We start from the raw sequence: 26781 nt of genomic DNA on the forward strand, positions 1-26781 counted from the left end.
TTCATGTTGGCGAGCTTGCTGCCCGGCTCAGGTGACGCTCGTTGCCCGAGCGCCGGCGCAGCTTGTCGAGCAGCACGTAGACCACGGGCGTCGTGAGGAGCGTGAGCAGCTGGCTCGCCACCAGGCCGCCGATGATCGCCACGCCCAGCGGCTGGCGCAGTTCGGCGCCCTGCCCGAAGCCGATGGCCAGCGGCAGCGCGCCCAGCGCCGCCGCGAGCGTGGTCATGAGAATGGGGCGGAAGCGCATCAGGCAGGCCTCGCGCACGGCCTCCACCGCCGAGATGCCGCGCGCGCGCTCGGCCTCGAGCGCAAAGTCGATGATCAGGATGGCGTTCTTCTTCACGATGCCGATCAGGAGGAAAAGCCCGATCAGCGCAATGATCGAGAACTCCATGCGGAACAGCAGCAGCGCGAGCACCGCGCCCACGCCCGCGGAAGGCAGCGTGGTCAGCACGGTGATCGGGTGGATCAGGCTTTCATAGAGCACGCCCAGCACGATGTAGATGACCACGATGGCCGCGAAGATGAGCGCCAGCTGCTGCCCTTGCGATTGCTGCGCCGCCAGCGCCGTGCCCTGGAAGCTCCCGCGCACGTTCACCGGCATGGCAATGTCGGCCTCGGCCTGCGCGACGATGCGCCGCGCGTCCTGCAGCGTGACGCCTTCGTCCAGGTTGAAGGAGATGGTGCTCGCAAGTTCGGTGTCCTGGTGGTCGATGGAGCTCGGCACCGCGCGCTCGCTCACCTTGGCAATGGCCGAGAGCGGCACCATGAGCGTGGTGTTGGCCGCCAGCGCCTGCCCCGTGGACGCGGTGCGCAGGGCCGGGTTGGCCGACGTGGTGGTCGACGTGCCGGTGGTGGCGTCGGTGGTGTTGGCGAGCGAACTCACCACCGTCGCGCCGCTCGCGGTGGTGCTGCTGGTGAGCGTCGAGGGCACGTACAGGTCTTTCAGCACCACGGGCGCGCGCTGGTAGCGCGGTGCCCATTCCATGATCACGGAATACTGGTTGAGCTCGTCGTAGATGGTGGCCACCGAGCGCTGGCCGTACGCGTTGTAGAGCGCGTTGTCGACCGCGCTGGAGGTCACCCCGAGCCGCGCGGCACTGTCGCGGTCGACGTTGACGTAGGTCTCCACCCCGTTGTCCGCCTGGTCGCTGTCCAGGTCGGTCAGCGCCGTTTCCCGGCGCAGGCGATCCGCGAGCTTAGCGGTCCAGGTGCGCAGGTCGGCCAGGTTGTCGCCCTTGAGCGTGTACTGGTAGGTGGAGTTGCTCGAGCGTCCGCCCATGCGCAGGTCTTGCACCGGGCTCAGGAACACGCGCAGCCCCGTCAGTTGGTTGAGCTGCGGCCGCAGCCGGTTGACCACCGCGGCGGTCTTCTCGGTGCGTTGCGAGATCGGCTTGAGGTTGACGAACATGAATCCACCGCCCGAGCGGCTGCCGCCCGCGAAGCCCACCCACGGTATCGACGGCCGGATCCTTGTGGATGATGTCGACCGCCTGGCGCAGCTTCTCGCTCAGCGCCACCGACGAGATGCTCTGGTCCGCGCGCAGGCCCGCATTGAGCTGGCCGTTGTCCTGCTCGGGAAAGTAGCCCTTGGGAATGGCCGAGAACAGGTACACGTTGAGCCCGATGACCGCCAGCAGCACCACCATGACCACGGCCTTGCTCGCAAGCGCCCAGTCGAGGCTGTGGGCGTAGGTGCGCAGGCTCCACTGGTAGACGCCTTCCGCCATGCGCGCCAGGCGCCCCGGAGGCTTGGCATCGGGCTCCTCGGCCCGCAGCAGCATGGCGCACAGCATGGGCGTGGTGGTGAGCGAGATGACCAGCGATATCAGCACCGCCACCGACAGCGTGACGGCGAATTCGCGGAACAGCCGGCCGATCTGCCCGTCCATGAACAGCAGCGGAATGAACACCGCGACCAGCGAGAGGCTGATCGACAGCACGGTGAAGCCCACCTCGCGCGCGCCGCGCAGGGCCGCCTCGATGCGGCCCATGCCGGCCTCGATGTGGCGGCTGGTGTTCTCGAGCACCACGATCGCGTCGTCCACCACGAAGCCGGTGGCCACCGTGAGTGCCATCAGGCTCAGGTTGTTGAGGCTGTAGCCCAGCAGGTGCATCACGCCGAAGGTGCCGAGCAGCGACACCACGGTGGCCACCGCGGGAATGAGGGTGGCGCGCGCCTTGCGCAGGAAGAGCCCGACCACGAGCACCACCAGCGCGATGGAGATCATCAGCGTGGCCTCGATCTCGCGCAGCGACGCCCGGATGGAGTTGGTGCGGTCGGAGGCCACCTGCACCTCGATGTCCTGCGGCAGCTGCGCGCGCAGTTCGGGCAGCAGTTCGCGCACGCCGTCCACGGTCTGGATGATGTTCGCGCCCGGCTCCTGCGTGACCAGCACGACCACCGCCGGCTGCCCGTTGAAGAGGCCCAGCGTGCGCGTGTTCTCCACGCTGTCGATCACCCGCGCGACATCGCCCAGCCGCACCGCCGCGCCGTTGCGCCAGGCGATCACCATGTCGCGGTATTCCTCCGCATGGCGGCCCGGCGACGGCGTGTAGATCTGCAGCCGGCGGTCATCGTTCTCGATGGCGCCCTTGGGGCGGTTGGCATTGTTGGCCTGGATGGCGGCGCGCACGTCCTCGCTGCTGATGCCGAAGCGGTTGAGCGAGAAGGGTTCGAGTTCCACGCGCACCGCCGGCAGCGAGCCGCCGCCGATCTCGACCTCGCCCACGCCCTCCACCTGCGAGAGCTTCTGGCTCACGATGTTGGACACGGCCTCGTAGATCTGGCCCGGCGTGCGCGTCTTGGAGGTGAGCGCCAGGATCGCGATGGGCGCAGCCGTCGGGTTGCGCTTGCGGTAGGTCGGGTTGCTGCGCAAGGTGGCTGGCAGGTCGGCGCGCGCGGCATTGATGGCCGCCTGCACCTCGCGCGCGGCGCTGTCGATGTTGCGCTTCAGGTCGAACTGCAGGCTGATGCGCGTCGAGCCGTTGGAGCTGGTCGAGGTGAGTTCGTTGACGCCCGCGATGACACCCAGGCGCCGCTCCAGCGGCGTGGCCACGCTCGACGCCATGGTGCTCGGGCTCGCGCCCGCGAGGCTGGCCGTCACCGAAATGGTTGGGAAGTCGACCTGCGGCAAGGGCGACACAGGCAGCACGAAGAACGCCGCGATCCCGGACAGGGCGATGCCGATGGTCAAGAGGACCGTGGCAATCGGGCGTTCGACGAAAGGCCTGGAAAGATTCATTCGGCCACGGCCTCCCGCCTGCGCCCGAAGCGCCGCCCGAGCCGGTCGAAGGCCAGGTAGACCACGGGCGTGGTGAACAGCGTGAGCACCTGGCTCACCACCAGCCCGCCGAAGATCGCGAGGCCCAGCGGCCGGCGCAGCTCGGCGCCCTCGCCCCAGCCGAACATCAGAGGCAGCGCCGCGAACAGCGCCGCCAGCGTGGTCATCAGGATGGGACGGAAGCGCAGCAACGCCGCCTGGTGGATGGCTTCATGCGGCGACTTGCCCTCGCGGCGCTCGGCGTCGATGGCGAAGTCGATCATCATGATCGCGTTCTTCTTGACGATGCCGATCAAGAGGATGATGCCGATGATGCCGATCACGCCCAGGTCGTTGCCGGTGACCATCAACGCGAGCAGCGCACCCACGCCGGCCGAGGGCAGGGTCGAGAGGATCGTCAGCGGATGGATGTAGCTCTCATACAGCACGCCCAGCACGATGTACACGCACACCACCGCCGCCAGAATGAGCCAGAGCTGGTTGGAGAGCGATTTTTCGTACGCGCCCGCCGCGCCCAGGAAGGTCATGGTCATGCTCGACGGCATGCCGATTTCCTTGGCCGCCGCGCGAATGGCCGCGACCGATTTGCCGAGCGCCACGTTTTCCGCCGTGTCGAAGCCCACGGTGGCGGCCGGGTACTGCGCCACGTGCGTCACCTGCAGCGGCGCCGCCTGCTCGCGCACTGTGGCGAATGACGACAGCGTGGTCGCGCCGCCGCTGCCGGTGCGCAGCTGCAGGTTGCCCAGCATTTGCGGCGAGGCCAGGGCTTCGCGCTGCGCCTCGAGGATCACGCGGTACTGGTTGGTTTCGGTGAAGATGGTCGAGACGATGCGCTGGCCGAACGCGCTGTAGAGCGTGTCGTCCACCGAGCTGGCCGTGACCGACAGCCGCGAGGCCGTGTTGCGGTCGATGTCCACATAGGCGGCCAGGCCCTTCGCGCCCGCGTTGGTGGTGGCATTGCGCACCAGCGGCTCGGAACGCAGGCGCTCCACCAGCTTCTGCGCCCAGGTATCGACGGTATTGGTGTCCACCCCTTCGAGGGAAACGCGGAATTCGGTCGGGCCGGTCTCGGCGTCGATGGTCAGGTCTTGCGTCGGCTGCAGGTACAGCGTGACGCCGGCCACGGCGCGCACGCGTTCGCGCAGGCGCTGCATGGTGGCTTCCTGGTCGCCGCGGCCGGCGCGCATGTTGATGAGCATGCTGCCGGTGTTCAGCGCCGTGTTGTTGGCGGCGTCCACGCCCACCACCGAGCTCACGCTCGCCACCTCGGGGTCGGCGAGGATGGCGTTGGCGGCCTGCTGCTGCAGCTCGGCCATGCGCGTGTACGACACGTCCTGCGCGGCCTCGATGCGCGCCTGCAGTTGCCCGGTGTCCTGCGTCGGGAACAGCCCCTTGGGAATCACCACGTAGAGCAGCACCGTGAGCCCCAGCGTTGCCACCGCCACGACCAGCGTCAGCGGCTGGTGGCGCAGCACCCATTGCAGCCACAGGTCATAGCGGCCGATCACGCGGTCGAAGAAGCGCTGCACGCTGGCACCGAAGCGTCCGCCCTCCTCGGCCTGCGGCTTGAGCCAGCGCGCCGACATCATCGGCACCAGCGTGAGCGACACCACGGCGGAGATCAGGATGGTGATGGCCAGTGTGACCGCGAACTCGCGGAACAGCCGGCCCACCACGTCCCCCATGAACAAGAGCGGAATGAGCACGGCGATGAGCGACACCGTGAGCGAGATGATGGTGAAGCCGATCTGCGTCGCACCCTTGAGCGCCGCCTTGAAGGGCGGATCGCCCTCCTCGAGATAGCGCGCGATGTTCTCGATCATCACGATCGCGTCGTCCACCACGAAGCCGGTGGCAATGGTCAGCGCCATGAGGCTCAGGTTGTTGAGGCTGTAGCCGAGGAGGTACATCAGCCCGCAGGTGCCGATGAGCGAGATCGGCACGGCCAGGCTGGCGATGACCGTGGCTCGCACGCTGTGCAGGAAGAAGAAGATCACCAGCACCACCATCACCACGGCCAGCCCGAGCTCCAGCTGCACGTGCGAGACCGAGGCGCGGATGCCGGTGGTGCGGTCGCTCAGTACTTCCACCTTGAGCGAACCAGGCAGCGCGGCTTCGAGTTCGGGCAGCTGCTTCTTGATGGCGTCCACGGTGCCGATCACGTTGGCGCCCGGCTGGCGCTGCACGTTGAGAATGATGGCCGGGTAGAGCGTTGCCGGCTGCTCGCCCGCGCGCAATGCGGCCCATGCGCCCAGCTGCGTGTTCTCGGCGCCGTCGACCACGCGCGCGACATCGGTCATCCGCACCGGCGCGCCGTTCTTCCACGCGACGATGAGGTTCTTGTAGTCGTCCGCCGTCACGAGCTGGTCGTTGGCATTGATGGTGTAGGCCCGCCGCGGTCCGTCGAAGCTGCCCTTGGCGCTGTTGGCATTGGCCGCGGTGATGGCGCTGCGCAGCGTGTCCAGGCCGATGCCCACCGACGCGAGCGCGTTGGTGTCGGCCTGGATGCGCACGGCCGGGCGCTGCCCGCCGGACAGTGAAACGAGCCCCACGCCGCCGACCTGGCTGATCTTCTGCGCGAGCCGCGTGTTCACGAGGTTCTGCACCTCGGTGAGCGGCATGGTCTCGGAGCTCACGGCCAGCGTCAGGATGGGTGCATCGGCCGGGTTCACCTTGGCGTACACGGGCGGCGCGGGCAGGTCGGCCGGCAGCAGCGAGCCGCCGGCATTGATGGCGGCCTGCACCTGCTGCTCGGCCACGTCCAGGGTCTGGTCGAGCGCGAACTGCAGCGTGATGATCGACGCGCCCGCCGAGCTCACGGAGCTCATGCGGTTGAGGCCTGCCATCTGGCCGAACTGCCGCTCCAGCGGCGCGGTGACGGTGCGTCCCATGACCTCGGGGCTGGCCCCGGGGTAGAGCGTCTGCACCTGGATGGTCGGGTAGTCGACCTGCGGCAGCGCGGCCAGCGGCAGCAGCCGCAAGCCGACCAGGCCGGCCAGCACGATGGCCACCATCAGAAGCGCCGTGGCCACCGGCCGTTCGATGAAAGGGCGGGAGGGGCTCATCGCGAACGCGCTCGCTGGTTCCGTGTGTCGGTGTGGCTCGTCATTGCGGCGGACGCTGGCGCCGCCGCTCTCCGCTGCCCTCGCCGCGTTCTCCGCGTGCGCCGCGCGGGCCCGATGCCGCACCGCGCGGACCGGACGCGCCGCCGCGCGGTCCTGCCGCGGGACGGTCGCCCTGCAGCTGCACGACCGCGCCATCCTTGATGCGGTCGCCCCCCTCGGTCACCACGTTCTCGCCGACCCGCAGGCCCGAGGTGATGGCCACCACCTCGACGTTGGCTTCGCCGCGCTTCACCGGGCGCGTCGACACCCTGCGCTCTTCGTCGATGACATACACATAGTCGCCATTGGGCCCGGTGCGCACGGCCGTCACCGGCACCACCACGGCGCGCACCTTGCGCAGCAGCATCTGCACGTTGACGAACTGGCTCGGGAACAGCGTGGTTTCCGCATTGCCGAAGCGGGCCTTGGCCTTCACGGTGCCGGTGGTGGTGTCGACGACGTTGTCGAGCGTGGAGAAGGTGCCGGTGTCCAGCGTCACGGCGCGGGTGCGGTCGAACGCGGTGACCGCCAGCGGCTCGCCTTTGGCGAGCTGCGCCTGGATGTCGGGCACGCGGTCTTGCGGCACCGAGAACTGCACGTCGATCGGGTTCATCTGCGTGATCACCGCGATGCCGGTGGTTGCATTGGCCGTGACCGTGTTGCCGGCATCCACCGCGCGCAGGCCGATGCGGCCCGCCACGGGCGAGGTGATGCGGGTGTAGTCGAGGTTCAGCTTGGCGGCGGCCTCGGCGGCCAGGTCGGTGGTGACCGTGCCTTCGAGCTGGCGGACCAGCGCGGCCTGGGTGTCGACGTCCTGCCTGGCGATGGAATCCTGCGTCAGCAGCGTGCGGTAGCGCGCCAGCGTGACACGTGCGGCCTCCAGTTGCGCCTCATCGCGCTGGCGGGTGCCGCGGGCCTGCATCAGCGCCTGCTCGTAGGGACGCGGGTCGATGCGTGCGAGCAGCTGGTTTTTGGCAACGGTCTGGCCTTCGGTGAAGAGCACCTCGGTCAGCACGCCGCCGACCTGCGCCTTGAGCGTGATGGTTGCAAGCGGCGTGACCGTGCCGAGCGCATCGATGGTGACCGGCAGCTCGATCTCGCGCGCCGCCGCATGGCCCACCGTGACGGTCGCGCCCCCGAATCCTGGTCCGCCTTCCTTGCCTGCCTTGCGGTTGATCAGGTACCAGGCACCGCCTCCCAGCGCGGCCAGCAGCAGCAGCGCGATCAGGCTGCCCAGCCAGCGCTTGCGGCGCGAGGGCGGCCGGGGTGGAGGGGACGAAGAGGTGGGTTGTACCGGTTGAACAGCAGGCGAATCGCCGGAAGAAGGCTCGGAGTTCGGAGATTCCATGTGTGGTGTGGCAGTGCGCAAGTACGGCTGCTAGTGGAGCGCTGCATCGTAGCGCGCCTGTCCCATGAACCGTAAAGCGCCGGTAAAGCTCCGGAAAACGGCACGTTTCGCGGCGCCCGGCTGCGCCTCGCGCCGCCGGCCTGCATTTCGTCGCAGACCCGTGGTGCGACCGGGGGCGCGCCGGCACAGTCCGCCCATCGAATCACTTCCACCGGAGAAACGCCATGCTGCTGCAGATCATTCTTCACACCCCCAAGTGGGTCTTCGCCGTTTTCGTGCTGCTGTTGTGGCTCGGCTGCAAGCAGCTGATGTCCGGCAGCGTCAGCCTGGCCAAGGTCACGGTGATGCCGGTCGCCATGACCGGCCTTTCGCTGGCCGGGGTGGTTTCGGCCTTCGGCGATTCGCCAGGCGCCCTGCTCGGCTGGGCCGTGGCGGCGGCTGCGATGGCGCTGGTGGTGCTCCAGCAGCCCCTGCCCGCCAGCACGCGCTACGACCGCGCGGCACGCGAGTTCCAGGTGGCCGGCAGCGCGGTGCCGCTGGTACTGATGATGGGCATCTTCTTCACCAAGTACGTGGTGGGCGCGGCCTTGGCCATGCACCCCGAACTGCACCAGCAGGCCGGCTTCGCGGTCGCGGTTCCGATGCTGTACGGCGCCTTCAGCGGCGTTTTTTCGGCGCGCGCCGTGCGGCTGTGGAAGCTGGCAATCCGCACCGACGCCATGGCCGTGGCGGCTCGCGCAGCCTAAGATCGCCGCCGTCCCATATCCAGCAAACGCCAGGAACCGCCATGACCGTGCTCTTTCTGATCCTCAAGATAGCCGTCACGGTGGTGCTCGCCGCCTCCATCGCGGAAGCCCTGGTGCTGTCTTGGCGCAACGGCTGGCGCAGCTACGACTGGAAGGCCGCCGGCGTCTCGGTGATCGACTTCCTGGTCCGCGAATACCCGCTGCGCTGGCTGCTGCCGCTGGCCTTCTGGACGGGCGCCATGGACTGGTTCTGGAACCACCGCCTCTTCACGCTGCCCATGGGCCACTGGAGCGGCTGGGCCGCCTGCTTCATCGGCCAGGAGTTCTGCTACTACTGGTACCACCGCGCCGCGCACCGGGTGCGCTGGTTCTGGTGCACGCACGCGATCCATCATTCGCCGAACCAGTTGAACCTGTCGGCCGCCTACCGCTTCGGCTGGACCGGCCGGCTCACCGGCACGCTGGCTTTCTTCATGCTCGCGCCGCTCCTGGGCATGCCGCCGAAGGTGATCCTGCTGATGCTCACGCTGAACCTGCTCTACCAGTTCTGGATCCACGCGGCGTGGATTCCGAAGCTCGGCCCACTGGAGTGGGTGCTCAACACGCCCTCGGCCCACCGGGTGCATCACGCCTCGAACCTCGAATACCTGGACGGCAACTACGGCGGCGTGCTGATCGTGTTCGACCGCCTGTTCGGCACCTACATTCCCGAGCGCGCCGACCTGCCCTGCCGCTACGGGCTGGTGAAGCCGATCACCTCCAACAACATCTTCGAGATCGAGTTCACCCACTGGCGCGCGCTGCTGCGCGACCTGCGCTCGGCGCGTTCGCTGCGGGCCTTCGTGGGCTACCTCGTCATGCCTCCGGGCTGGCGGCATGACGGGCCGGGCGAAACGACGGCGGAAATGCGCCAGCGGGCGGCCGTGCCGGCACCCGCATCGCCGTCGCCCATTGCCACCGATCTCATTCCTGTCCAACTCAAGGAGCTGTCATGAATCCCGTTGAATCCCGGTCGAATTCTTCTCTTCCCGACGTCGAGCGCCGGGCCCGCCGCCGCGCCGGCGCCAAGATGGGCTGGTACATCCATGCCTTCGTCTACGTGCTGGTCAACCTCGCGCTGGTGGCGCTCTCCGCGTCGCGCGGCCATGGCTGGGCGGTGTACCCGCTCATGGGCTGGGGCCTGGGCCTGCTGATCCACGGCGCCGTCGTCTGGTTCATTGCGCCCGGTGGCAGCTTCTACGACCGGCTGGTCGAACGCGAACGGCAGGCACTGCGCGCGGGGGAGCGCGGATGAGCGTGGGCGCACTGCCCCGTTTCCGAGCGGAGAACGTCCGCGGCGTGCTCCGGCATGGCCTGATCACCGTCGTCTTCTGTTGCTTCATAGCCGGGGCGCTGACCATCACGCAGCACGGCGACTGGCGCGCGCAGATGGTGTATTCGCTCTCGATCGGGCTGATCAGCTGGCTTTTCATCGACATCGGCCGGCTGGTGATCAGCGGCCACAAGGAAATCCTCTGGCCGTCGGGCCCCTGGGGCTACCTGCTGGTGGCGGGGGGCGTGACGGTCGGCTTCCTGGGCGGCAATGCCATTGGCGACGCCTGGACCCATCAGCCCCTGCTCGACTTCCGCAGCTTCACCGAGCGCCGGCTCGCGACCACCATCATCATCACGCTGACGGCCACCGTCTGCATGTGCTTCTTCTTCTACAGCCTTGGCAAGAGCAAGCACATGCGGGGCCAGATCGAGCTCGCGCAGCGCAACGCCACCGAGGCCCGGCTCAAGCTGCTCGAGACGCAGCTGGAGCCGCACATGCTGTTCAACACGCTGGCCAACCTGCGCGTCCTGATCGCGACCGATCCGCCGCGCGCCATCGCCATGCTCGATCGGCTCAACAACTACCTGCGCATGACGCTCAGCGGGTCGCGCGCGCTTGCGCATCCGCTGTCGGCCGAGTTCGAACGGCTGGCCGACTACCTCGAGCTGATGTCCGTGCGCATGGGCGAGCGCCTGCGCTACACGCTCGACCTGCCGGAAGACCTGCGCGACGCGCCCGTGCCGCCGCTGCTTTTGCAGCCGCTGGTGGAAAACAGCATCCGGCACGGACTCGAGCCCAAGGTCGAGGGCGGCGATATCGTCGTGCGCGCCTACCGTGACGCGGGTCGGCTGGTCATCGAAGTGAGCGACACCGGCGCCGGCCTCGATGCGGAGCGGCCAAGCACGGAAGGCAGCGGCTTCGGGCTTGCGCAGGTCCGCGAACGGCTGGCCACCGTGTACGGCGAGCAGGGCCACATGAGCCTCGCCGCCGAACCCGCGGGCGGAACCCGCACCACCGTCAGTTTCCCCTTGCCACCAAGCGCATGAACCCCACCGCCCTCATCGCCGAAGACGAACCCCTGCTCGCACAGGCCCTCAAGGCCGAGCTGGCGGCCGCCTGGCCTGAACTAAAGGTGCTTGCCATCACGGGTGACGGCCGAGGCGCGGTGCGCGAGGCGCTGCGCCTGCTGCCGCAGGTGCTGTTTTTGGACATCCGCATGCCCGGGCTCGATGGCCTTGGCGCCGCCGCCGAACTGGCCGACAGCTGGCCGGTCGCCGAGGCGCCCATGCCGCAGCTGGTCTTCGTGACGGCCTACGACGAATACGCGGCCCGCGCCTTCGAGACCCAGGCCCTCGACTACGTGCTCAAGCCGGTGCAGCCCGGGCGGCTTCGCAAGACCGTGCTGCGGCTGCAGCAGGCATTGGCCGCCCAGCCGCCTTCGAAGGCGGCCCCGGCAACGGCCGATGAAATGCTGGAGCGAACCCTGGCGCAGTGGCGCGAGGTGCTTGCCGCCGCTTCCGGCAACGGCGCATCGGCCCCGCCAGCCACGGCCCCGCTGCGGATCATTGCAGCCAGCGACGCCGGCGGCAGCACCGTGCGCATGGTCCCGATCGACGAGGTGCTGTATTTCGAGGCGGCCGACAAGTACATCCGCGTGCTCACCGCCTCGCACGAGTACCTGATCCGCACGCCGTTGAAGCAGCTGTTGACGCAACTCGATCCCGGGATCTTCTGGCAGGTGCACCGCGCGGTGGTGGTGCGCAGCTCCGCCATCGAGGCGGTGCACCGCGACGAGGCCGGCAAGCTGCACCTGGACCTGCGGGGCCGGCCGGAGAAGATTCCGGTCAGCCGGCTGTACGGCCATCTGTTTCGCGCCATGTGAAATCTCGCGGCGCGAACCGCCCATGAAAAAAGCCGGTCCGAGGAGACCGGCTTTCTTTCAGATGGCGGCTGCTCCCGCCATGCGGCTCCGCTCAACGCCAGTGGCGATGGCCGTGGTGGTAGCCACGCGGACCGTAGTAGCGCGGCGCGTAGTAGGCCGGCGGCGCGTAGTACACCGGGGCCGGACGGTAGTAGACCGGCGGCGGCGGGCGGTAGTACACCGGGGGCGGCGGCGCGTAGTAGACCGGCGCAGGGGCCGAGTACACCGGTGCCGGGTAGTAGGCCGGAGCGCCAACGCCCACGGCCACGCCTGGCAGACCCACGCCGACCGACCAGCTCACGTCACCGCGGGCGCTGGCCGAAGTGGCCGCAAACAATGCACCGGCTGCCACGACACCCGCGGCGGCCCATTTGAAGAAGGTTGAACGTGTGAGGCTCATGATCTTGGACTCCTTGTTGGGGCGTTTCCGCCCATGTATGTATTGAACGCGCCAAATGCAAACCGGTTGCCCGCCGCAATGTGAAGAACGTTGCCAAACGTAACCGGAAGGGGGTGCACTCTAGAATGCCGCAATGACCTCCCCGACCGACAAAGACAGCGCAAAAACCGCCGCTGCACCGAGTAATTTCCTGCGCCACGTGATCGAGAACGACCTTGCGCAAGGGGCCTATTCTGGCCGCAAGTGGGGTGGCTCGCCCGGCGACGCCGCCCATCATGCCCATGGCATGCCCGATCCGGCCAGGGTGCGCATGCGTTTTCCGCCGGAACCCAACGGCTACCTGCACATCGGGCACGCCAAGAGCATCTGGCTCAACTTCGAGCTGGCGAGGGAATATGGCGGCGTGTGCCACCTGCGTTTCGACGACACCAACCCCGAGAAGGAAGAGCAGGAATACGTCGATTCCATCCGCGATGCCGTCCAGTGGCTCGGCTACGAGACTTTTCTGGCCGACCGCCCCAGCGCGCCGGGCACCCTGCAGCCGCACGAGTACTTTGCGAGCGACTACTTCGACTTCATGTACCGCGCGGCGGAGTACCTGATCGGCGCCGGTCTCGCCTACGTGGACGAACAGACGGCCGAAGAAGTCCGCGCCAACCGCGGCGACTTCAACACGCCCGGCACCGACAGCCCCTTCCGCAGCCGCACGCCGGAGGAAAACCTTGCGCGCTTTCGCGCCATGCGTGACGGCCAGGTGGCCGACGGGGCCGCCATCCTGCGTGCCAGGATCGACATGGCCAGCACCAACATCAACATGCGCGACCCCGCGCTCTACCGCGTGCGCCGGGCCACGCACCACAACACCGGCGACAAGTGGTGCATCTACCCGATGTACACCTTTGCGCACCCGATCGAAGACGCGCTGGAGCAGATCACCCACTCCATCTGCACGCTGGAGTTCGAAGACCAGCGCCCCTTCTACGACTGGCTGCTCGACCGCCTGGCGGAAGGCGGCCTCATCGCCAGCCCGCATCCGCGGCAGTATGAGTTCGCACGCCTCAACGTCACGCACGTGCTCACCAGCAAGCGCAAGCTGCGCCAACTGGTCGAGGAAAAGCACGTCGACGGCTGGGACGATCCGCGCATGCCCACCCTGGCGGGCCTGCGCCGGCGCGGCTACACGCCCGAGGCGCTGCGCCTGTTCTGCGAACGCAGCGGCACCACCAAGTCCGGCGGCTGGATCGACTACGCGAGCCTGGAAGCTGCTCTGCGCGACACGCTCGACCCCATCGCCCCGCGCGCCATGGCCGTGCTCGACCCGGTCAAGCTGGTCATCACCAACTGGGGCGAACTGATGGGCGGCGACGAGGTGCTCGACGACTGCTCCGCCCCCGTGCATCCGCACCACCCCGAGATGGGCAAGCGCGACTTCAAGCTCGGCCGCGAGGTGTGGATCGAGCGCACCGACTACGAGGAAGTGCAGCCCAAGGGCTTCTTCCGCCTGTTCCCGGGCAACAAGGTGCGGCTCAAGTACGGCCACGTCATCGAGTGCACCGGCGGCACGAAGGACGCGAGCGGCAAGCTCGTCGAAGTGCAGGCCACGCTCGTGCCGGACACCAAGAGCGGCACGCCGGGCGCCGATGCCATCAAGGTGAAGGGCAACATCACCTGGGTGGCCGCGGCCGATGCGGTGCAGGCCGAGGTGCGGCTGTACGAGCGGCTGTTCGCTGCGGCGAATCCCGGCAGCGGAGACCTGATGGAAGAACTGAACAAGCAGAGCCTGGAGCTTTGCGTCGCGTATGTCGAGCCTGCATTGGCCAAGGCCCCGGACGGTGCGGCGTTCCAGTTCGAGCGGCATGGCTACTTCGTGCGCGACGCGAAGGCCGGCGCGGATGGCAAGCTCGTGTTCAATCGCGCGGCCGGCATGCGGGACAGCTGGGGCAAGTAGCGGGATTCATGCATAGGTCGCCACCCGAATCCACCGGCCCTGCCCTCACCCGCCGTTGCGCACTGCTCGGCACGGCGGGCCTGCTGGCATTGGCCTCCACGTATGCCGGTGCAGCCGCTTCCAAGAAGAAGCAGCAGCAGCAACCTGAAGTGTGGCCACGTGCGTCCCAGGTGCCTGGCGGCGTCGCGCGCCTGTCGCTCGGTCCGGCGGCGAAGCGTCCGGCCGCCTTTGCGGGCGACGTGCCGCTGCTCGTCCTCGGCGACGCCATCGACTGGACCGCCGTGGTCGGCATTCCACTCGCGGCCGAGCCTGGCGAGGCGCGCATCGCCGTGCGCAGCGAAAGCGGCAGCGAGAGAGTCATCGCCTACGCCATCGGCACGAAGCAGTACCGCGAGCAACGCCTGACGGTACCGCCGCGCACGGTCGATCTTTCGCCCGAGGATGAGGCACGCTATCAGCGCGAGCGCGCGCACCTCGCCACCGTGATGGCCACGCTCACCGACCTGCGGCCCGATGCCTCGCTGCGGATGCGCGTGCCCGTGCCGGGCCGCCGCTCCAGCTCGTTCGGCCTGCGCCGCGTGTTCAACGGCCAGTCGCGCAATCCGCACAGCGGCATGGACATCGCGGCCGGCACCGGCACGCCGGTGCTCGCTCCACTGGCCGGGCGGGTGATCGACACGGGCGACTATTTCTTCAACGGCGGCACGGTCTGGCTCGACCACGGCGGCGGCCTCTTGACGATGTATTGCCACCTGAGCCGCGTCGACGTGAAGGTCGGCGACGTGCTGAAGACCGGCGAGCAGTTGGCAGCCGTGGGCGCCACCGGGCGCGTGACGGGGCCGCATCTGCACTGGTCCGTGATGCTGAACCGGGCGATGGTGGATCCGGCGCTGTTCATTGCGGCTTGAGTGGCGCGAGCAGGAATCCGTCCTTCCCGATCCCTTTTTTGGCGCATGACACACCGAACCAAGTCCTTTCTGATCTGGCTCGCTGTCATTCCCGTGCTCGCGGGTTTGTGCGTCATCGGCTTGAGCGTATTGCCTCTTTGGTTCGCGTACCTCTTGCCATTTGGAATTGGACTGGCCTTGTTGGTCGTCCTCGCAGGAGTTGTGGTCGCAGGCAGCGCGACCCATACCCTCAAAGCGAGCATCGCGGGACTCACCGGCGGCGTCGTGCTGGTCATCGCGGCCTTCAGCATCGTCGACGCCGCACGCCAAGCTGATTGGAATGCTTCGTACGCCGAATTCCGCAAGTTCAGCCAGATCGTGGCGCGCGGCGACCGAAAGGCCACTGCAAGCGCACTCGGTGACCTGCGGCACTTCACGCAGGCCGAAGCGCTCTGCATCCTGGGGTACGACAGCGGAAGCGGCGGCTGGGGCTACCTCATGCCCGAAGGGCCGGACGCCCAGCGCACCCGCATGGGGCGCCGCTACTTCATCTCGACGCCACAACTTTTCGAGGTTGCCGAGATCATCGTCTCAACGCAACCGGCTAAACGCGAGACCCAAGTGGCCCTGCACCGGATGCTGCAGGATTTGTCCTCGCGCGGCGACCCTGCGGCATTTCCGCGCTGGGAACAGCTCTGGCTGCGCACCAAGGCCGCCACGGGTGGCCCCGCCGGATGGCACTTCGATGGCACCCGTTTGAAGCGGCCGCCTGAGCAGTGCGGAGGAGACGACGACACGGATTTGACCGACCTCGTCAAGGAAATCAGCAAACCACCCGGCACTCCGGAGGAAGCCCTCGCCCAGGAGTCGCCCAGTTTGCAAGCGCAGCAGGCCGCGGAAAACGCCATTCGCGACGCCCGGGCCAACGCTGTCGCACGGTGATCGTCGGGTGCGCCAATTTCCCCAGGCGCAGAGACGGGACAACGCCAAAGCCGAAGGTGGCCGTCGCCTGGCGTCGTCAAAGCGGCTTCGTCAAATAAACCGCCTCGCGCCCCACGATCACCCGCTGCGCCGGCATGAAGATCGTGCAGTCGTCGCACGGCGCGCGGATCTCGTCCGGCCCGTTGGTGGCGATCAGCTCGCCCTTGGCAAAGGTCTCGAAGCCGATCAGCGGCCGCACGAACGCAAACCCTTCCGACTTGATGACATGCGTCTGCAGCAGCTCGAAGCGGCGCTGCGGCCCGGGCGCCGGCACGGTGGGGCCCTTGTCGATGAGGCCGAAATGCGCCAGGAAATCGAGCGAGATGGCGGTGGCCAGGTCGGACGCGGAGCGCAGGAAGTGCTGGCCGCATTCGGCCACCAGCGCCACGCCCTTGCCTTCGGGAAGGCCGTGGCGTCCATGCTGGATCAACGGGGTGCCGGAGCCCAGGCCGTCCGGCATCACGAGGTGAACCGAGGGACGGCCGATCGCCATTGCCGCCTCGGCATTGCGATCGAATGCCGGGTACACCCAGAACGGAATCACCGGCTGGCTGGTGGAGTGGATGTCCAGGATGTGGTCGGCCGCGCTCACCACCGGACGCAGCATGCGAGCGCGGCGCAGCTCGGGGCTGTCTTCGGTGCCGTCCAGCCACTCGGGCGACCAGACGCGGTTGAGGTTGTGCACCAGCTGGCGGCTGTCGAAAGGCTGCGCCTGGTCGAAGGACTCGTACGCCTCCACGTTCGCAAAGCTCACCGTGAGCGTGCCGATCCTGGGGCGCACGTTCGTGTCCAGCAGGTGCGTGGCGGCGGTCATGCCACAGATCTCGTTGCCGTGCGTGAGCGCGTTGATCAGCACGTGCGGGCCGGGCTTGCCCGACTCGAAGCGGTGCACGTAGTCGATGCCGATGTTGCCCTTGCGGTAGGCGGAAAGATCGCGCGGGAGGACTTCGAGGGCGGGGGATGTCTGGGTCATACGCGTTTGAGAACTTGGTCGGAGTGGGTCAAGCGAGTTTGCTACAGGTGACAGTTCCGTGCGTTTTATGCCGCTAAGGCACCTCATGCGCCGCAATTTTGAATTTGCGGATCATCTTTTGAGCCGATTATTATAAAATGCGGCGCATGGCCACTTCCGCACCGCTCTACACCTGGCAGCAAGCCGACTGGCCCCGGCTTCGGTACGACGCAGTGGCCGCCAGCCCCGCCCTGCTGCGCGCGCGCGAACTCAAGGGAGAAGTGAATGGCATGGCGCGTGCCATCGGCCTGGAAGGCCTGGTTGAAACCGAGCGCGAGTTATGGACGCAGGAGGCCGTTGCCACCGCGGCCATCGAAGGCGAACGGCTCGAGCTTGCAGCAGTTCGCTCCTCGGTGATGCGGCGCCTGGGCTCCGGCGACGCGGGCCCGACCGACCGCCATGTCGATGGCTTGGTCGAGGTCATCCACGACGCCACGACCCATTTCGACGAGCCGCTCGATCAAGACCGCCTGTGCCGCTGGCAGTCGGCGCTCTTTCCTGGAGGCACGACGGGCGTCCGGCGCATCGCCGTGGGCCGCTACCGGGACCATGCCGATCCCATGCAGATCGTGAGCGGATTGCCCGGCAGGGAGATCGTGCACTACACGGCGCCGCCCTCTTCCGCCGTCGCGTGCGAAATGGATGCCTTTCTCGCGTGGTTTGCGCAGACACGCGACGCCGGCATGGACGGTATTGCACGCGCGGCCATTGCGCACCTGTGGTTCGAAACCATCCACCCGTTCGAGGACGGCAATGGACGTGTCGGCCGCGCGGTGGCGGACATGGCGCTGGCCCAAGACACCGGTGCATCGACCCGCCTTTTCAGCCTCTCGCGGCAACTGCTCGTGGACCGCAAGGGCTACTACGCTGCCTTGGCCGCGGGCCAGTCGGGCGGCACGGACGTGACGGCGTTCGTGCAATGGTTCGCCCATGCTTTCGGGCAGGCGTGCATTGCATCGAGCCGGTTGATCCAGTCTTCACTGGAGCGTTCGCGCTTCTGGGCGAGACATGCGGGGCATGCGCTCAACGAGCGGCAGCGCCTGCTGCTGCGCAGGCTGCTCGAAGCCGGCGACGGCGGCTTTCTCGGCGGGCTCAACGTCGAGAAGTACTTGAAAATGGTGCGCGTCTCGAAGGCAACGGCCACGCGCGACCTGTCTGACCTCGTACGCAACGGCATGCTCCACACGGCGGGTCAGGGAAAAGCCCTGCGCTACTACGTAACCATGCCCGGATGGACGCATGGTGCCCAGGGCGAAGACGCGCCAGGCGGCGCCGGCTGAGCCTACCAATTCACCTCGCGCTCCGGCGTGGCCGAAATATGGTGGATCGACAGGTCCGCCCCGTCGTACTCCTCTTCCTGCGTGAGCCGCAGGCCCATGGTGGCCTTGAGCGCGCCATACACCACCGCGCCGGCAAGCGCAGCCCAGGCCACGCCCATCAAGGTGCCGATGAGCTGCGCCCACAGGCTCACGCCCCCGATGCCGCCGAGCGCCTGCGAGCCGAAGATGCCGGCTGCGATGCCGCCCCAGGTGCCGCACAGGCCGTGCAAGGGCCACACGCCCAGCACGTCGTCGATCTTCCACTTGTTCTGCGTGAGCGTGAACATGGCGACGAAGATGGCACCCGCCACGCCGCCGACGACCAGCGCGCCCAGTGGATGCATCAGGTCGGAGCCGGCGCACACCGCCACCAGCCCGGCGAGCGGGCCGTTGTAGACGAAGCCGGGATCGTTCCTGCCCAAGGCCAGCGCCGCCAGTGTGCCGCCCACCATCGCCATGAGCGAGTTGACGGCCACCAGGCCCGAGATCTTGTCGATGCTCTGCGCGCTCATCACGTTGAAGCCGAACCAGCCGACGCACAGCACCCAGGCGCCGAGCGCGAGAAAGGGAATGTTCGACGGCGGATGCGCGCTCAGCGAACCGTCGCCACGGTAGCGGTTGCGCCGCGCGCCCAGCAGCACCACGGCCGGCAGCGCAAGCCAGCCGCCCACCGCGTGCACCACGACCGAACCGGCGAAGTCATGGAACTCGCTGCCGGTGACGGAGGCGATCCACGCCTGGATGCCGAAGGCCTTGTTCCATGCAATGCCCTCGTAGAGCGGGTAGACGACCCCGACGATGACCGCGGTGGCGATCAGCTGCGGCCAGAACTTGGCGCGCTCCGCGATGCCGCCCGAGATGATGGCCGGAATGGCCGCTGCAAAGGTCAGGAGGAAGAAGAACTTCACCAGCTCATAGCCGCTCCTGGCCGCAAGCTCCGTGGCGCTCACGAAGAAGTGCGTGCCGTACGCCACGCCGTAGCCGACCAGGAAGTAGACGATTGTCGAAACCGAGAAGTCGACCAGGATCTTGACCAGCGCATTGACCTGGTTCTTCTTGCGGACCGTGCCCAGTTCGAGAAAGGCGAACCCGGCGTGCATGGCCAACACCATGATGGCGCCGAGAAGGATGAACAGCGCGTCAGCGCCCTGTTTAAGTGCGTCCATTGGAGCTTCTTGCATTTTTTCTGGTTTGAATTGGTGCATGCACCCGGATTGCGCGGGGCAGCGCAGCAAGAAAGCAAAAATGGTGCCTGCAGGCTCTTCGATGGTGCGTTACGGAGCCAAAACGGGGCCACCACCATTCACGGCGCACCGGAACAGCACAGCGCTGCGCTGGGCCAGCGAATCGGTGTACCCGTGGTACGTGCTGCACCAGACGCTGATCACCCGCTGGCTGCGGCCGCTGTTCGGGCTCAAGCCCCGGCGCGCGGGGCCACTTTTGCCGGAGGCGCCTCTTCCACCGGCACCAGGATGGCGCTCCCCGTCGCGACGAGCTTGAGACTGTCGCCCTCTCCCTGGCCATAGAGCTCGGCGGTCGCGAACACCTGCTTGCGGCCGGCCTTCACCACCTTGCCGCGCGCAATGAAGGCGCGGCCCAGCGCGGGCGAGAGGCAGTTGACCGAGAAGTGCGAGGCCAGCACCCGCCCCGCCACCGTGGCGGCCGCAAAGCCGCAGGCCGTGTCGAGCATGGCGCCGATGAGCCCCGCATGCAGGAACCCGGCGTACTGCCCCATGTCTTCCTCGCGCCATGCCATGCGCACCTCGGCTTCGCCGGCGGCGGCCCGGGTGACTTCGAAGCCAGCCCAGCGATTGAAGGCGGCGGTGCTGTTGATGGCCTGGAGGGTGTCGAGCATGGCGGTCTTTCGCGAAGAAGGATGAAGCGTCGAGAACGGAAAAGCCACTCTACGAAGCAGCCGCGCCACGCGTCGTCGCGCCCGCGACGCGGCGGGTCCGGCCAGTTGCCTTGGCGACAGCGCAATTCTTTTGCACCGGCTTTAACCCCGTTCGGCCGGCCCGGCCGTATGAGCCGGGGAACGATCCACTACCGAGGCTCCGATGAACGCCATCTCCACTTCTTTTTCCTTCCGGTCCGACCTGCGCGCAGTCGCCGTCGCAGCCGCCTGGCTGATGCTTGCCGCCGGCGCGCAAGGACAGGCCGTCGGCACCGGTGCGGATGCGTCGTCGCGCATCACGCAGGTCAAGGTCTATCCGGGCAGTGCCACGGTGGAGCGGGTGGCGCGCATCGCGGCCGGCAGCCGCTCGGTCACCTTCGCCTGCCTGCCCGCAGGGCTCGACGTGCAGAGCCTGCAGGTGTCGGCCGGCGCATCGGTGCGCGTGGGCGAGACCTCGGTGCTCAGCGTGCCGCGCGAACTCTCGGCGCGCTGCGCCACCAGCGCGCTGGACGGACGCATCCGTGAACTCGAAGACCAGAAGGCCGCGCTCCAGGCCGAGAACGACGCGCTCGGCATGGTGACGGGCTATCTCAAGGGCCTCTCGGGCGGCGGGGAATCGCCCCAGGGCGCACGCGCGCCACTGGATGCGCGCAACCTCGCCGCCACAGCCGATGCGATGCGCCGCACCGGACAGGAGTCGCTGCTCAAGCAGCACCAGATCCAGCGCCGGCAGGCCGACATCGACCGCCAGCTCAACCCGCTGCTGGCCGAGCGCACGCGCACGCAGGGCAACGGCGCGCAGGTGGTGGCCGTGACCGTCACGCTCGCCGCCAGCGCCGATGCCGACGTGAAGCTCAGCTACCAGGTCAACGGCCCTGGCTGGACGCCCACCTACCGCGCACTGCTCGACACCGCCACGCGAAAAGTGCGCATCGAGCGCCAGGCCCTGGTGGCGCAGGCCACGGGCGAAGACTGGCGCGGCGTGACGCTGGTGCTCTCCACCGGCCAGCCACGCCGCGAAACCGCGGGCCGCACGCCTGGCGCATGGCGCATCGGCATCGAGCCGCCGCAGCGTGCGCCCGCGAGCCCCGCCCAGGGGGGCATGATGGCTGCGCCTGCGCCCATGGCGTCGGCCGACAAGCGTGTGATGGCCGAGGCTGCGCAGCCGCTCTTCGACGTGAACGTGTTCGACAACAGCTTTGCGACCGAATTCGCGGTGCCGCAGAGCATCGACGTGCCCTCCAACGGACAGCGCGTCACGCTGGCGCTGGGCCAGCACGAAGACACCGCAAAGCTCGCCGCGCGCACCAGCCCGCGCGTCGATGCCAGCGCCTTCCTGGTCGCCGAGCTCGCCCAGCCCGCGGGCGTGTGGCCGGCCGGTGCGCTGCAGCTCTACCGCGACGGCAACTTCGTCGGCAGCGGCCGCTGGAACGCACCCAGCGACGCAAAGCTCACGCTCTCCTTCGGGCGCGACGAACTGGTTCGGGTGCAACCCGAGCCCGAGCAGGACAGCCAGGGCACGGGCGGGTTCGTGGGCTCGCGCGCCGAGCGCAAGGTCCAGCGCGCCTACGTGGTGGAGAACCGCCACCGCACACCCATCGCGGTGCAGGTGCTGGAAGCGGCGCCGGTCTCGGTCGACGAGCAGGTGCGCGTGGCCGCGCAGTTCTCGCCCCAGCCCGGCGAGCTGGCCTGGAACAAGCAGCCGGGGCTCGCCATGTGGAGCTTCGAATTGGACGCGGGCAAGACTGCGCGCGTGGCGGCCGACTACACCATCAGCTACCCGAAGGACGCGCGGCTGCAGATGCGCTGAGCGCGCGCAACTCAGTGCGGCTCGGGCGCCTGGCCTTCGGCGGGCTCGGCGCCCGGCTTGCGTTTCTTGCTGCCCCGCGCCGCCTTCCTGGCCGCACGCTCCGCATCGATGCGCTGGCCCTCGGCCAGCCATTGCGTGAACTCTTCAGGCGTTTCGAGCGTGACGCGGCCGAGGTTGCCGGCGCGAAACTCGTGCATCACGATCTCGGCGGCCTTCTGCAGGTTGACGCGGCCCTTGCCCAGCAGCGCGCCGCGCTTGCGTCCGATGAGGTCGAGCACTTCCTCGTCCTTCATGGCGGCGATGGCGACAGCGTCATGCTCGGCCAGCTTGAATCGCGCGGTGATGCCTTCCGCGTAGTGCGCCTTCAGGTAGTTGAGCAGTTCCAGCGCCACTTCTTCCTCGTCGAAGGCATTGCGCCCCACGGCGCCGCTGGCCGCCAGGTTGTAGCCGCTCTTGGGCACCACGATGCGCGGCCACAGCATGCCGGGCGTGTCCCACAGGTAGAAGTCGTCGGCCAGCGTGATGCGCTGCTCCAGCTTGGTGATGCCGGCCTCGTCGCCGGTCTTGGCCTTGCGGCTGCCGGTCAGGGTGTTGATGAGGGTCGACTTGCCGACGTTCGGAATACCGCAGATCAGCACGCGCATCGGCTTGGCCATGCCGCCTCGGTTGGGCGAGAGCTCATGGCAGGCGCGCACGATGGCTTGCGCCGGCGTGGCCTGGCTCGCATCGAGCGCAATGGCGCGCGTGGCGGGCAAGGCGTTGTAGTGCGCGAGCCAGAGCGCTGTGCGCGCCGGATCGGCCAGGTCCTGCTTGTTGAGCACTTTCAGCGAGGGCCGCCCGGCCGTGAGCTCGGCCAGCATCGGGTTGGCGCTGGAGCCCGGCAGCCGCGCATCGAGCAGCTCGATGACCACGTCGATGTCCTTCACCCGTTCGGTGATGGCCTTCTGGGTCGTGTACATGTGCCCGGGGAACCACTGGATCGCCATCGATGGATGCTCTTTCTTCGCTCTGTCTGGGAGGGTGGGGCTCGAAGCCCGGGAGGGTATTGTCGCGTGCCGGCACCGACACCTAAGTTCGCGTGGGCGCGCAGTGCGCCGCACGCGCACAATCCCCTAGAGGTTTTTGCATCGCGGGGGGCGATTCCACCGGCCATCGCCCCTATCATTTGAGCGAGTGCGGCGCATCGGCGCGCCGGCCGGATCGAAACCTTCCTGATGGAGCTCCCGCGATGAAACCCGTCTCCGAACTTCTCAAGCGCCATGATTCCGCGGCCTGGCGCACCTCGCCCGACACCAGCGTGTTCGATGCCCTGGCCACGCTGGCGCACTTCGAGGTGGGCGCCCTGATGGTGATGGACGGCGACCGCCTGGTGGGCTTCCTGTCCGAGCGGGACTACACCCGCAAGGTGGCACTGCAAGGCAAGAACTCCAAGGAAATGAAGGTCTCCGAGATCATGACGCCCGACGTGATGACCGTCACGCCGCAGACCCGCACGCGCGCCTGCATGGCCCTCATGAGCCAGCGCAAGTTCCGCCACCTGCCGGTGGTCGACGGCACCCGGGTGGTCGGCATGATCTCCATCCAGGACCTGATGGACGACATCATCAGCGAGCACGAGCAGACCATCGACCAGCTCACCAGCTATATCCAGAGCTAGGCAGACCCCGAACCCGGACCGGGCCCGGCCGGCGCGTGGGGAACACGCCTACGCGCAGGGTCACCGTTTAGGGCGCACATTAGGGGCTCGTTCATCCATCAGCAGGGACATGGCATGCAGATTCAGGTCAACACGAGCAACGGCGTCAACAACAAGGACGCGCTGGAGCGCTGGGCGGACACGGAGATCAAGCAGCAGCTGAGCCGTTTCGTCGACGACGTCACCCGCGTCGAAGTGCATCTGAGCGACGAGAACCACGACAAGACCGGCGCCGGCGACAAGTGCTGCGTGATGGAAGCACGCCTTGCGCATCACCAGCCGCTGGTGGTGACGCAGCATGCCACCAGCCTCGACGAGGCCTTTCGCGGCGCGGCCGAAAAGCTCAAGCGCCTGATCGACAACACGCTCGGCCGCCTCAACAACCATCGCGACCGCGACTCGATCCGCAAGGACACCGGCTTTATCGCGGAGTAGCCAGAAAATCCAGCAGCAGGCGGCTCACTTCGGCGGGCTGCTCCTGCTGCACCCAGTGCCCCGCGCCCTCGATCCAGTGCACGCCGCGCAACCGCGTGCAGGCCGTTGCCTGCATGGCTTCGAAGTCGCCAGGCTTCTGGAACACGCCCCAGTCGCTGCGGCCCGCGATGAAACACGCGGGCACGTCGATCGTGCGTCCCGACCAGGCTTGCATTTCCTGGATGTAGTCCCCGCCCGTTCCGCAGCGATACCACTGCAGTCCGCCCTGGAAGCCGGTGCGCGCGTACTCGGCGGTGTACACGGCCAGCTCTTCTTCGGGCAGCCATCGGCAGGCGGCGATCTGTTCGGCCGAGGGCGTTTCGGCAGCCACCGTTTCGGCCATGGTCTGGTCGGCCCGCATCACGTAGTAGGTGGGCAGGCGGGCCAGTTCGCCGGCACTCATGGCGCCCAGCGGAAACGGCCGGTTCTGCGGCCAGTCGGCACTCTTGTGGTGGTAGTAGCCGCGCAAAAAGGCATGCAGCCCTTGCGGTGCATGCCGCATGTCGGCATCGGCCTCTGGCCCCGAGTAGTACCACTGGTAGTGCCTGCGTGGCGGATGCAATGCAGCCAGGCCCTCGAGCAGGTGCCGGGTGGCCTCTGCGAACACGGGTGCCGACCCGGCGGCCGGCGGGCCCGGGAACGGCGCGCTCATCAACGCAACCGAGCGGAACACGTCGGGACGGGTCAATGCGCACCAGGCCGCCACCGGCGAACCGAAGTCGTGGCCCACCACCGCCGCGGTCTGGTGGCCGAGCGCCGACACGAGCCCCGCCGCATCGCGTACGAGGTTGAGCAGGCGAAACTCGTCCAGCCCGGCTTCGTAGCCCTGCCGCCAGCCCGTGGTCCGGCCGTAGCCGCGCTGGTCGGGTGCGACCACGTGAAAGCCCGCCTCGGCCAGCGGCAACATCACCTTGCGCCAGCTGTAGGCCAGTTCCGGAAAGCCGTGCAGCAACAGCACGCAAGGGCGCCCGGGCGTGTCGAAGCCAGCCTCGAGCACGTGCATGGACAGGCCGTTTCCGTTGTCGACCTGGCGCGAGCGAATGCCCTCCGGCAGCAGGAGGGGGGCGATTTCGGCGAGGGTCATGGGGATTTCGCGTCAGCTTTTTTTCGCGTTGGCAGCCATGGCCTTGCCGACTTCGTTGCTGCCCTGCGCGGTGCCGCTCTGGGGCACGGCCTCGCCGTCGCGCGACGTCACTTCGGAAAGCCGTGCGGCGAGCTGCTCCGGCGTGTCCGGCCCGATACCGAGCCATGCGCCCTGCGTCAGCGTGATGTGCGCGGCCTCGAAGGTGCCTGCACCCGCGCACAGGATGGTGCGGTTCGGCGCGTCCTCGGAGGCCAGCACCAGCATGGCCGGCACCACGGCCTCGGGCCGGAGCGCATCGAGCACTTCCTGCGGCATCAGTCCTTCGGTCATGCGGGTGGCCGCGGTGGGTGCGAGGCAGTTGACGCGGATGTCATTCTTGGCGCCTTCGATGCTCAGCGTCTGCATCAGGCCCACCAGCGCGAGCTTGGCGGCGCCATAGTTGCTCTGGCCGAAGTTGCCGTACAGCCCGGAGGACGACGTGGTCATGACGATGCGGCCGTACTTTTGCTCGTTCATGAGCGCCCAGACGGCCTTGGTGCAGTTCACCGCGCCCATCAGGTGCACGTCGACCACGAGCCTGAAATCGGCCAGTTCCATCTTGGCAAAGCTCTTGTCCCGCAGGATGCCGGCGTTGTTGACCAGGATGTCGACGCGGCCCCAGGCGTCGGTCGCCTGCTTGACCATGGCCTGCACGGCGTCGAAGTCGGTCACCGAAGCGCCATTGGCCATGGCCTCGCCGCCCGCGGCCTCGATCTCGTCGACCACGGCCTGCGCCGCACTCACCGAGGCACCGGAGCCATCGCTGGCGCTGCCCAGGTCGTTGACGACCACCCGGGCGCCGCGCGCCGCAAGGGCCAGTGCATGCTGGCGGCCCAGGCCGCCGCCCGCGCCGGTCACGATGGCCACGCGGTCCTTGAAATCGATGGTGCTGTTGCTCATGTGTCGCTCTCGCTGCTTTGCCTGGATGGGGGTTGTGCGGCCATGGCGGCCGCGTGGCGTTTTACCCCAGAAACGCGCGCCGGTCAGGCCGCGCGTTCATCCGCTCAGTCGCGGGCGTGACGCAGCGTCTCGCAATAGGCGACCAGCTGGTCGAGTTCGGCCGACTTGTCGAAGAAGGCGTCGGCGCCCAGTTGCGCGGAACGCTGGCGCATGTCGGCGGTGGCGTAGTTGCTCAAGACCACCACTTTCTGCCTGGCCTTGCGGTTGCGGCAAGCCTTGATCACGCCGAGGCCGTTGCCGCGCGCCAGGAACAGGTCCACGATGGTCAGGTCCCAGTCGTCGCGGTGCTGGCGCAGCCAGTGCACCGCCTCTTCCTCGCTGCTGGCGCAGGCCACGACGTCCGCGTCGGCAACGTCGTGAAGAAACCCCACGAGGTTGTCACGAATGAGGGCACTGTCCTCGACGAGATAGGCCTTGAAAGTCATACCGGAATCTCTGGCCGGGACAGGGGACGGGATACGGGACAAAGGGGGAAACGGGAGCTTGCGCGGTGCATGGACCCATGGTCGCCTCCGAAGCGGCGCCCGCAGTGGGTCATGCTGGCCAATGCCTGTAGGCC

General features: G+C 67.9%; 22 protein-coding genes and 1 pseudogene. 12 read left to right on the forward strand and 11 right to left on the reverse strand.

Translation table 11 applies throughout. The features are described 5' to 3' along the window. Nucleotide 1 precedes the first annotated feature (1 nt). The 3 genes and pseudogenes from ABID97_RS20850 to ABID97_RS20860 all read right to left on the reverse strand — a co-directional run bounded on the left by ABID97_RS20850 (nt 2) and on the right by ABID97_RS20860 (nt 7736). Nucleotides 2-3245, reverse strand: a pseudogene (locus ABID97_RS20850) (efflux RND transporter permease subunit). Continuing rightward, nucleotides 3242-6349: an efflux RND transporter permease subunit gene (locus tag ABID97_RS20855; protein WP_354400450.1), complete on the reverse strand. Its 3108-nt coding sequence runs from the start codon at nt 6347-6349 to the stop codon at nt 3242-3244. Before ABID97_RS20855 ends, ABID97_RS20850 begins: the two are co-directional and overlap by 4 nt. A 40-nt stretch (nt 6350-6389) precedes the next feature. Continuing rightward, on the reverse strand, nt 6390-7736 hold the full coding sequence (locus tag ABID97_RS20860; RefSeq protein ID WP_354400451.1) for an efflux RND transporter periplasmic adaptor subunit: 1347 nt from the start codon (nt 7734-7736) through the stop codon (nt 6390-6392). 224 nt (nt 7737-7960) lie between these two features. On the opposite strand from ABID97_RS20860, the gene ABID97_RS20865 reads away from it, so the two are divergent. The 5 genes from ABID97_RS20865 to ABID97_RS20885 are packed head-to-tail and all read left to right on the forward strand — an operon-like array spanning nt 7961 to nt 11679. Next, nucleotides 7961-8482 (forward strand): DUF6622 family protein, encoded by a 522-nt coding sequence (locus ABID97_RS20865; RefSeq protein WP_354400453.1) that lies wholly within the window; start codon nt 7961-7963, stop codon nt 8480-8482. Between the two features lie 41 nt (nt 8483-8523). Next, a complete protein-coding gene (locus ABID97_RS20870; RefSeq protein WP_354400455.1) occupies nt 8524-9477 on the forward strand; it encodes a sterol desaturase family protein in 954 nt (317 codons plus the stop codon). After that, nucleotides 9474-9776 carry a 2TM domain-containing protein gene (locus tag ABID97_RS20875; RefSeq protein ID WP_354400457.1) on the forward strand — a complete coding sequence of 101 codons (303 nt, stop codon included), beginning with the start codon at nt 9474-9476 and terminating at the stop codon, nt 9774-9776. Before ABID97_RS20870 ends, ABID97_RS20875 begins: the two co-directional genes overlap by 4 nt. Then, a complete protein-coding gene (locus tag ABID97_RS20880) occupies nt 9773-10843 on the forward strand; it encodes a sensor histidine kinase (protein WP_354400458.1) in 1071 nt (356 codons plus the stop codon). Before ABID97_RS20875 ends, ABID97_RS20880 begins: the two co-directional genes overlap by 4 nt. Further along, nucleotides 10840-11679, forward strand: a complete 840-nt coding sequence (locus tag ABID97_RS20885) for a LytR/AlgR family response regulator transcription factor (RefSeq protein WP_354400459.1) — start codon at nt 10840-10842, stop codon at nt 11677-11679. The genes ABID97_RS20880 and ABID97_RS20885 overlap by 4 nt, the downstream gene beginning before the upstream one ends. Nucleotides 11680-11770: 91 nt before the next feature. Here ABID97_RS20885 and ABID97_RS20890 read toward each other — a convergent pair whose 3' ends face one another. Next, a complete protein-coding gene (locus ABID97_RS20890) occupies nt 11771-12118 on the reverse strand; it encodes a hypothetical protein (RefSeq protein ID WP_354400461.1) in 348 nt (115 codons plus the stop codon). Nucleotides 12119-12251: 133 nt separating this feature from the next. Here ABID97_RS20890 and ABID97_RS20895 point away from each other — a divergent pair, with 133 nt between their 5' ends. Genes ABID97_RS20895 through ABID97_RS20905 form a run of 3 tightly spaced genes read left to right on the forward strand, consistent with a single transcriptional unit; the run spans nt 12252 to nt 15895 of the window. After that, nucleotides 12252-14066, forward strand: coding sequence for a glutamine--tRNA ligase/YqeY domain fusion protein (locus ABID97_RS20895; protein WP_354400462.1), 1815 nt, complete (start codon nt 12252-12254; stop codon nt 14064-14066). Nucleotides 14067-14074: 8 nt separating this feature from the next. Continuing rightward, nucleotides 14075-14974, forward strand: coding sequence for a peptidoglycan DD-metalloendopeptidase family protein (locus ABID97_RS20900; protein WP_354400464.1), 900 nt, complete (start codon nt 14075-14077; stop codon nt 14972-14974). A 45-nt stretch (nt 14975-15019) separates the two neighbouring features. Then, entirely contained in the window at nt 15020-15895 is an 876-nt protein-coding gene (locus ABID97_RS20905; protein WP_354400466.1) for a hypothetical protein, read from the forward strand. 76 nt (nt 15896-15971) lie between these two features. Here the strand turns inward: ABID97_RS20905 and ABID97_RS20910 are convergent, their stop codons facing one another. Then, nucleotides 15972-16907: a M14 family metallopeptidase gene (locus ABID97_RS20910; RefSeq protein ID WP_354400468.1), complete on the reverse strand. Its 936-nt coding sequence runs from the start codon at nt 16905-16907 to the stop codon at nt 15972-15974. Nucleotides 16908-17053: 146 nt separating this feature from the next. Here ABID97_RS20910 and ABID97_RS20915 point away from each other — a divergent pair, with 146 nt between their 5' ends. Continuing rightward, nucleotides 17054-18226, forward strand: coding sequence for a Fic family protein (locus tag ABID97_RS20915; RefSeq protein ID WP_354400470.1), 1173 nt, complete (start codon nt 17054-17056; stop codon nt 18224-18226). Between the two features lie 2 nt (nt 18227-18228). On the opposite strand, the gene ABID97_RS20920 is transcribed toward ABID97_RS20915, so the two are convergent. Together ABID97_RS20920 and ABID97_RS20925 are read right to left on the reverse strand one after the other, a co-directional pair. Next, the gene (locus ABID97_RS20920; protein WP_354400472.1) at nt 18229-19431 is read right to left on the reverse strand and encodes an ammonium transporter; all 1203 of its coding nucleotides are present in this window, start codon (nt 19429-19431) and stop codon (nt 18229-18231) included. A 248-nt stretch (nt 19432-19679) separates the two neighbouring features. Continuing rightward, on the reverse strand, nt 19680-20120 hold the full coding sequence (locus ABID97_RS20925; RefSeq protein WP_354400473.1) for a PaaI family thioesterase: 441 nt from the start codon (nt 20118-20120) through the stop codon (nt 19680-19682). Nucleotides 20121-20322: 202 nt separating this feature from the next. On the opposite strand from ABID97_RS20925, the gene ABID97_RS20930 reads away from it, so the two are divergent. Beyond that, complete coding sequence (locus ABID97_RS20930) at nt 20323-21969, forward strand: DUF4139 domain-containing protein (protein WP_354400474.1); 1647 nt, start codon at nt 20323-20325, stop codon at nt 21967-21969. An 11-nt stretch (nt 21970-21980) separates the two neighbouring features. On the opposite strand, the gene ylqF is transcribed toward ABID97_RS20930, so the two are convergent. Next, nucleotides 21981-22955, reverse strand: coding sequence for a ribosome biogenesis GTPase YlqF (ylqF, locus tag ABID97_RS20935; protein ID WP_354400475.1), 975 nt, complete (start codon nt 22953-22955; stop codon nt 21981-21983). Between the two features lie 242 nt (nt 22956-23197). On the opposite strand from ylqF, the gene ABID97_RS20940 reads away from it, so the two are divergent. After that, a complete protein-coding gene (locus ABID97_RS20940; RefSeq protein ID WP_354400476.1) occupies nt 23198-23626 on the forward strand; it encodes a CBS domain-containing protein in 429 nt (142 codons plus the stop codon). 114 nt (nt 23627-23740) lie between these two features. Then, nucleotides 23741-24100, forward strand: a complete 360-nt coding sequence (locus tag ABID97_RS20945; RefSeq protein ID WP_354400477.1) for an HPF/RaiA family ribosome-associated protein — start codon at nt 23741-23743, stop codon at nt 24098-24100. Here ABID97_RS20945 and ABID97_RS20950 read toward each other — a convergent pair. The 3 genes from ABID97_RS20950 to ABID97_RS20960 all read right to left on the reverse strand — a co-directional run bounded on the left by ABID97_RS20950 (nt 24087) and on the right by ABID97_RS20960 (nt 26647). Further along, nucleotides 24087-25223 (reverse strand): alpha/beta fold hydrolase, encoded by a 1137-nt coding sequence (locus ABID97_RS20950; RefSeq protein WP_354400478.1) that lies wholly within the window; start codon nt 25221-25223, stop codon nt 24087-24089. The genes ABID97_RS20945 and ABID97_RS20950 overlap by 14 nt on opposite strands. Before the next feature lie 12 nt (nt 25224-25235). Beyond that, nucleotides 25236-26162: an SDR family NAD(P)-dependent oxidoreductase gene (locus ABID97_RS20955; protein WP_354400479.1), complete on the reverse strand. Its 927-nt coding sequence runs from the start codon at nt 26160-26162 to the stop codon at nt 25236-25238. 104 nt (nt 26163-26266) lie between these two features. Continuing rightward, entirely contained in the window at nt 26267-26647 is a 381-nt protein-coding gene (locus ABID97_RS20960; protein ID WP_354400481.1) for a response regulator transcription factor, read from the reverse strand. Nucleotides 26648-26781 lie beyond the last annotated feature (134 nt).

The organism is Variovorax sp. OAS795, from assembly GCF_040546685.1.
Lineage (GTDB): Bacteria > Pseudomonadota > Gammaproteobacteria > Burkholderiales > Burkholderiaceae_C > Variovorax.